We start from the raw sequence: 6,412 nt of genomic DNA, 5'->3' as shown, positions 1-6,412 counted from the left end.
TCGCGTTCGCGCTCCGCGTCCCGGCGCGCCTCGTCGGCGGCGCCGCGGGCCTGCCGCTCGGTCTCCTCAGCGGCGCGGGCCGCCACCGTTTGCTGCTCGGCCCGGCGCCATTGCAGGCTGGCCACCGCCGCCACGGCCGCGAAGATCAAGACCAGCACGGAGGCCGCCAGCGCCACACGCTTGCGGCGCCAGCTCTCGGCGGCCTCCGACTGGGCCACGAAGGCGCCGAGCCCGTCCCGGCGCGAAATGTTCCAGCGCCGGACGAGATCGACCCCCTCGGCGAGGTTGAGGGAGGCTAGGAGGGTCTTCTTCTTCTCGGCCGGGCTCGCGGCCTCGTCCCAGCGCCGCTGCAGCACTTCGAGACGGGCGCGGGTCTGCAGGTCGCGCCGCTCGGTCTTGACCTGTTCGCGGGCGGCCGGCCAGTTCTCCAGCAGGGCCTCGTGGGCGAGCCGGATCTCGGCGATTCCGGCCCGTTCGGAGGCGACCAGGAGCCGGTTCTCCGGCAGCAGGAAACGCTCGATCAGCCGCGCCTCGGGGCCACCCGAAGCAAAGGCGTCGAGCCGGGCCGGGCGGGTCGTCGCCGTGCCGTCCTCGGCCGCCGTGACGAGGGCCCGCAAGACCCGCGGCAGCGAGGCCGCCGCCTCGGGATCCTTGTCCCGCAGTTCGGCCATGGCGGATTCCGCCCGCTCGGCGATCGCCCCCTTCAGCTCGCCGAGCGCCCGGTAGCCCGCAAAGGTGAGGGCCCGCCCGCCCGCCTCGACGATGTCGCGCGCATAGAGCGACTGCAGCACCACGGAGAGAAGCGGCAGAGCGCCCGGCTCCTGCGACGCCGCCTCCGAGATCACGGCGTCGAGCCCGACCCCGCTCTCGCCGTCCTTCTCGAACACGATGCCGGCGGCCGCAGCCGGGCGGCGGACGATCTCGATGATCTCGGCCCCGCCCGGGGCCGGCAGGTCGAGGCGCGCGCCGGTCTCCACCAGTTCGATGAGTTGCGGCAGCTCGGCCGCCCGGTGCCACAGATCGTTGCGCATCGTGGCCACGATCCAGACCAGGCCGGACCTTGCGAGCCCGTGCAGGATGCGGACAAACAGCGCCCGCCGGGCCGGGTCGAACTCACGCGTGAACAGCTCCTCGACCTGGTCCACCAGGATGACGAGCCGAGCCTGCTCGTGCGGCAGGAGCCCACGCTTGCTGCGCGCCTCCTCGGCCACACGCGACAAGGCCTGGCGGAAGGTGAAGCCCGGGTTGTCGGCGACGGTCTCGAGCTGCCCGGCGAGTTCGGCCGCGCTCATGCCGCCCTGGGCCAGCTCGGGCAGCCCGACCCCCGCGTCGGCGTCGCCGCCGATCAGCGCCTCGGCTAGCCCGCGGACCGGGTCCATGCCGTTCTCGCCCGGCCGAAGCACCACGCGCCGCCACACGCCGACGCCCGGCACGGCCTTGGCGGCGAACAGGGCGGGCAGCAGGCCCGCCCGGGCGAGCGACGACTTGCCGGAGCCGCTGGCGCCCAGGACGAGCAGAAAGGCGGTCCCGCCGCCGGCCGCCGCCTGGAGCCGGGTCGAGGCCTCGCGGATCTGGCCATCGCGCCCGAAGAAGATCGGGGCGTCTTCGAAATCATAGGCGGCGAGGCCCTGGAACGGGCTGCCGTGCAGCCACGTCACCTCGCCGAGCCCGGCATCGGCCCGGATGCCCTCGGCGATCTTGCCCTCGATCAGGGCCGTGAGATCGGCTTCGAGGACGCGGTCGAACTCCTCCAGCGACTTGAACTTCTTGGAGCCCGAGATGAATTGACCGCCGCCCTCGAAGTGCCGGGCCCAGAACGTCTCCAGAGCCGTCCATTGCCGCTCCTGCTCGGCCCGCTTGCCGGCATCGGCGAGCGAGGCCTGGGGGTCGCCGAGCTTGCGATAGGCGAGGAGGTCGGGCGCGCCGCGAAGCTGCTTGGCCTCCAGCGCCTCCTCGAACTCCCATTCGGTCCCGGTGACCGGCACGCGGCCGTCGATGCCGTGGTACTCGCGCGAGGCCGTGCGCTCGGGCAGCGACGTGCCAAGACGGCTGTAGACGACCAGGACCACGACGTCCGACCGGCTCGGCGGCTCGATCGCATCCTGGAAGTGGCCAGAGGCCAGCATCGGCTCGTATTCCCAGAGATACGGCTCGATTTTGAAGAACCGCTGGTAGTCGCGGGCGAGCTTCTGGACCACCAGATGCGCCCGCAGCCGCTCCTCCTGGACGTCCCCGGGGGACGAGATGAAGATCCGAAGGGTCTTGCGCATGATCTTACCGGATCTTGCCCCCGTCACGGCTCGGTCCAGTCGCGCCTCGCGGCATCTCTAGGCGGCGACGGAGATTGTGCAAGCACGGCGTCGGTCGGCAAGGTCGCTGTCCCATGACGCGCTCATCGGGCCCCTTTGTTTCGGGCGGATGTCGCGGCGGTCGCAGGCGAGCCCGACCGCGTGAAAACCTGCGGCGAGCCGGTGCGCCGGCGCCGCGGAGTCCGGGCAAGGAGCCTAGGCGGCGGACCAGGCCGCCTCGGCCGGGGAGCGGCTCTGCAGCAGGCGTCGGGCGTCGGCGGCCGGCAGGGGGCGGCTGAACAAGTATCCCTGCGCCTCGTGGCAGCCCGCCTCGCGGACATGGGCGAGTTGCTCCTCCGTCTCGACCCCCTCGGCCGTGACCGAGATGCCGAGCGCGGTGCCCAGGCCGACCACGGAGGCCAGAATGGCGCCCGTGGTCGGGTTGCCGTGGTTCTGGATGAAGGAGCGGTCGATCTTCACGCCGTCGAGCGGGAAATTCTGAAGATAGCTCAGCGACGAATAGCCGGTGCCGAAGTCGTCCAGCGCCACCCGGACGCCGCCCGCCCGCAAGGCCTGAAGCTGGGCCAGCACCGCCTCGCTCTCATGCATCAGAACGGTTTCGGTGATCTCGAGCTGGAGACGGGCGGCCGGCAGGCCGGATTCGGCAAGGGCGCCCAGCACGGCCGCGGCCAGCCCCGCATCCTCGAGCTGAATGGCCGAGATGTTGACCAGGACCCGGATTCCGGGCGGCCAGGTCGCGGCCTCGCGGCAGGCCTCTGCCAGGACCCAGGCGCCGATCGGCACAATGAGCCGGGTGTCTTCCGCGAGCCCCACGAAGTCCGCCGGAGCAATCAGCCCGCGCTCCGGATGGTGCCAGCGCAACAGCGCCTCGAATCCGGCGATGGTCCGGTCGGAGGCCCTCACGACGGGCTGGTAGTAGAGCTCCAGTTCGTCCTGCGCCAGCGCGTGCCGGAGATCGAGCTCCAGCGCCTGCCGGGCCTGGATGGCCTCGTCCATGGCGGCCTCATAGAAGCGCGACGTGTTGCGGCCGCTGGTCTTGGCCCGGTAGAGCGCAAGGTCCGCGCTGCGCAAGATCCCGTCCGGATCCCGGCCATCCGCCGGGGCCACCGCTCCGCCCACGCTGAGGCCGATCGACACGAGTTGCGGCTGCAAATCGAAGGGGTGGCGGACCGCCTCGATGAGGCGCTCGGCCAGCGCTGCCGCGTCTTGCGGCTGCGCCCCTCCGATCTGGATCACGGCGAATTCGTCGCCGCCCAAGCGCGCCACCACGTCGCCGCGTCCGACCGTCGCCGCGATACGCCGGGCCGCCAGGGCCAGCAGCGCATCGCCGGCCTGGTGGCCGAGGGTGTCGTTGACGTTCTTGAACCGGTCGAGATCGAGGCACAGGACGGCGAACGAGCCGCCCTCGGCGGCGACGCGGGCGTATTCCTCGGCCAGCCGTTCGCGCATCAGCGTGCGGTTCGGCAGCCCTGTGAGCGGGTCCTGCCGGGCCATGCGGTGGGACAGGCGCTCGGCCGACTTTCGGGCGGTGATGTCGGTGAAGGTCCGAACGGCGCCGCCATTGGTGAGCGGAACGGTGCGGATCTCCAGGAAGGTGCCGTTGGGCCGCTCCCGCTCGTAGGTGTGCAGGGTGCGCTCCAACCCGCCGGCCTCGATCCAGCGCCGCAGCGTCTCGGATGACCTCTGGAATTCGCAGCGATCGAGCTGGTAGCGCAGCACCGCTTCGAAGGCGGGTCGCGCGTTCATGAAGGCGGCCGGGAGATCCAGCAACTGGCGGGCGCGCTGGTTGCAGATCGGCACGGTTCCATCCGCCTCGATCAGCATCAGGCCCTGATCCATGTTGTCGAGCGTTACCGCGATCAGGGCCGCCTGGGTCGACACCTCCCGGGTTCTGGCCTCCACGCGGAGTTCGAGGTTCCGGTTGGCGGCCAACAGCGCGGCGGCCTGGTCGCGCAGCCGCGCGGACGCTTCGCCGAGGGCCTGACCGATCAGGTTTGTCTCCCTCACGCTGGTCTGCGGCGCCTGCACCGCCTCGCCGTTGCCGAGAGCCTGGGCCGCTTCGGCGATGCAGCGATGGGCCAGGATGATGCGGCGCGTCACGAAGGAGGAGATCGCCAGGGCCGTGCCGCCGAGCGCCACCGCGAGCAGGCCCAAGCCCCAGAGCGAGCGGTAGAGCGGAGCATCGATCTCCGATTGCGGCACGCCGACCGAGAACAACCAGCCTGACAGGTCGGAGCGCCGGTAGGAGCCGTAGACCTGCACGCCTTCCGGGTTGCGGCCCGACCAGGTGCCGTGCCGGCCGGGCGAGTGGTCGAAGCCCGGATAGCGCGTGCCGGTGCGGGATTCGGGCTCGTTCGCGCCGGCCAGAATTAGCCCCTGCCGGTCCGTGATGGTGCCGAAATAGGGTTCGGAAATGCCGATTTCCCCCAGCATGGCCGAGAGGGCCGAGGGGCCGAGGCTGGCGGTCAGCGTGTAGCAGACCTCGCCGCCGCAGCTCACCGGCACGATGATGCGGATCAGCCAGGCCCCGGCCATGACGCCGCGATACAGGTCGGCGATCACGGGCCGGGCCGTCGTGATGACGAGCCGGTCGGCCTCGAAATTGCTGACCTTGGGCAGCGGCGCGCCCCAGGGGACGCGCGTGTTCAACACCTGCTGGCCGTCCGGCCGGCGCATCACGATGTTCAGCCCCTGCAGGTCCAGCAGCTCGCGGGCCTGGATGTCGAGCCGCCCGAAATCGCCGCTTTCCACCGCCGGAGAGGTGGCCAGCGCCTGCAGCATGGCGACCTTGCCGGCAAGAAAGCGGTCCACATGCGACAGCGCCCGGTCCGTCATCTCATGCGCGGCCGCCCGCAGGCGCGCCCGCTCCGCCGTCACCCAGTTCGTGGTCGTGACGGCAGCCAGGATGAGCGGCGGCACCGCCATCGCGGCTGCGAGGACGAGCACGTAAGTCGTGAGAGGCCGTGCTTTGACAGGTTTCGCCATGGTGACCCTCGCTCCAGGGGCGTTCCTGGAGCTGTGCCGAGGCACGGGCGGCGATCTGACACGAGGTCCCTTAAGAGAATGTCCTTCTCCGGCACGTCTTCCGCTACGGAACCATGACCACGATCTTGCCGAGGGCGCGCCGGGAGGCGAGCGCCTCGATGGCCTCCGATGCCCGTTCAAGCAGAAAGCGGGCCGACACTTCCGGGCGGATCCGACCTGCTTCGTACAGCCGAAACAGCTCGGCGAGCGCGGCGGCGTGCCGGTCGGGCTCGCGCTCCACGAAGGCGCCCCAGAAGACGCCGACGACGTCGCACCCCTTCAGCAGCAGGAGATTGAGAGGCAGCTTCGGGATCCCGGCCGGGAACCCGACCACGAGGTAGCGGCCGCGCCAGGCGATGGCCCGGAGGGCCGGCTCGGCGTAATCCCCGCCGACCGGATCGTAGACCACGTCCGCCCCGCCCGGGCCGCAGGCCCGCTTGAAGGCGTCGGCCAGGCTTTTCCGCCCCTCCGCGTCGAAAGGACCCGGCGGATAGATGAAGCCCTCGGCCGCGCCGCGGCTGCGGGCCAGGGCGAGCTTCTCCTCGGAGGACACCGCGGCCACCACGCGGGCCCCCAGCGCCGCCCCGATTTCCACGGCTGCGAGCCCGACGCCGCCGGCGGCGCCCAGCACCAGCAGCGTCTCGCCCGCCTTGAGCCGGCCGCGGTCGGCCAGCCCGTGGTGCGAGGTCCCGTAGGTCATCAGAAAGGCCGCCGCCTCGTCAAACGGCATGCTGTCCGGCAGCCGGGCGCAGCGCTGCTCCGGCACGAGCACCTTCTCGGCCAGGGCGCCGTGGCCGGGCATGGCCAGCACCCGATCGCCCGCCCGAAAGCTGACCACGCCCGGGCCGACCGCATCCACGATGCCGGCCGCCTCAGCGCCGGGTGAAAACGGGCGTTCCGGCCGGACCTGGTACTTGTCCTGGATGATGAGCACGTCCGGGTAGTTGATGCCGACGGCGCGGACGGCCAGCCGAACCTCTCCCGGCCCGGGCGTCGGCTCCTCCACCTCCTCGAGGGTGAGCGTCTCCGGTCCGCCCGGAATCCGGCTGAGAATCGCCCGCATGTCGCTCCTCGTCGGG

Annotated in this window: 3 protein-coding genes; all 3 read right to left on the bottom strand. The window is 71.4% G+C overall.

Annotation, left to right across the window (positions count from 1 at the left end; all coding sequences use genetic code 11):
• Positions 1-2,270 (bottom strand): AAA family ATPase (locus JWR86_RS00380; protein ID WP_299559109.1); only part of this gene is annotated, 2,270 nt, incomplete at its 3' end.
• A 234-nt stretch (positions 2,271-2,504) separates the two neighbouring features.
• The gene (locus JWR86_RS00375) at positions 2,505-5,294 is read right to left on the bottom strand and encodes an EAL domain-containing protein (RefSeq protein WP_299559106.1); all 2,790 of its coding nucleotides are present in this window, start codon (positions 5,292-5,294) and stop codon (positions 2,505-2,507) included.
• A gap of 103 nt (positions 5,295-5,397) precedes the next feature.
• Positions 5,398-6,396 carry an NADPH:quinone oxidoreductase family protein gene (locus tag JWR86_RS00370; RefSeq protein WP_299559103.1) on the bottom strand — a complete coding sequence of 333 codons (999 nt, stop codon included), beginning with the start codon at positions 6,394-6,396 and terminating at the stop codon, positions 5,398-5,400.
• Positions 6,397-6,412: the final 16 nt, after the last annotated feature.

This window comes from Enterovirga sp. (assembly GCF_028290205.1).
In the GTDB taxonomy this organism is placed as follows: Bacteria; Pseudomonadota; Alphaproteobacteria; order Rhizobiales; family Beijerinckiaceae; genus Enterovirga.
This window is presented reverse-complemented; position numbering and strand designations above follow the sequence as displayed.

What these genes read in the sequence shown, in the direction of transcription:
- JWR86_RS00375 (WP_299559106.1), bottom strand. Translation starts at nt 5,294, where the DNA reads ATGGCGAAACCTGTCAAAGCACGGCCTCTCACGACTTACGTGCTCGTC.
- JWR86_RS00370 (WP_299559103.1), bottom strand. Translation starts at nt 6,396, where the DNA reads ATGCGGGCGATTCTCAGCCGGATTCCGGGCGGACCGGAGACGCTCACC.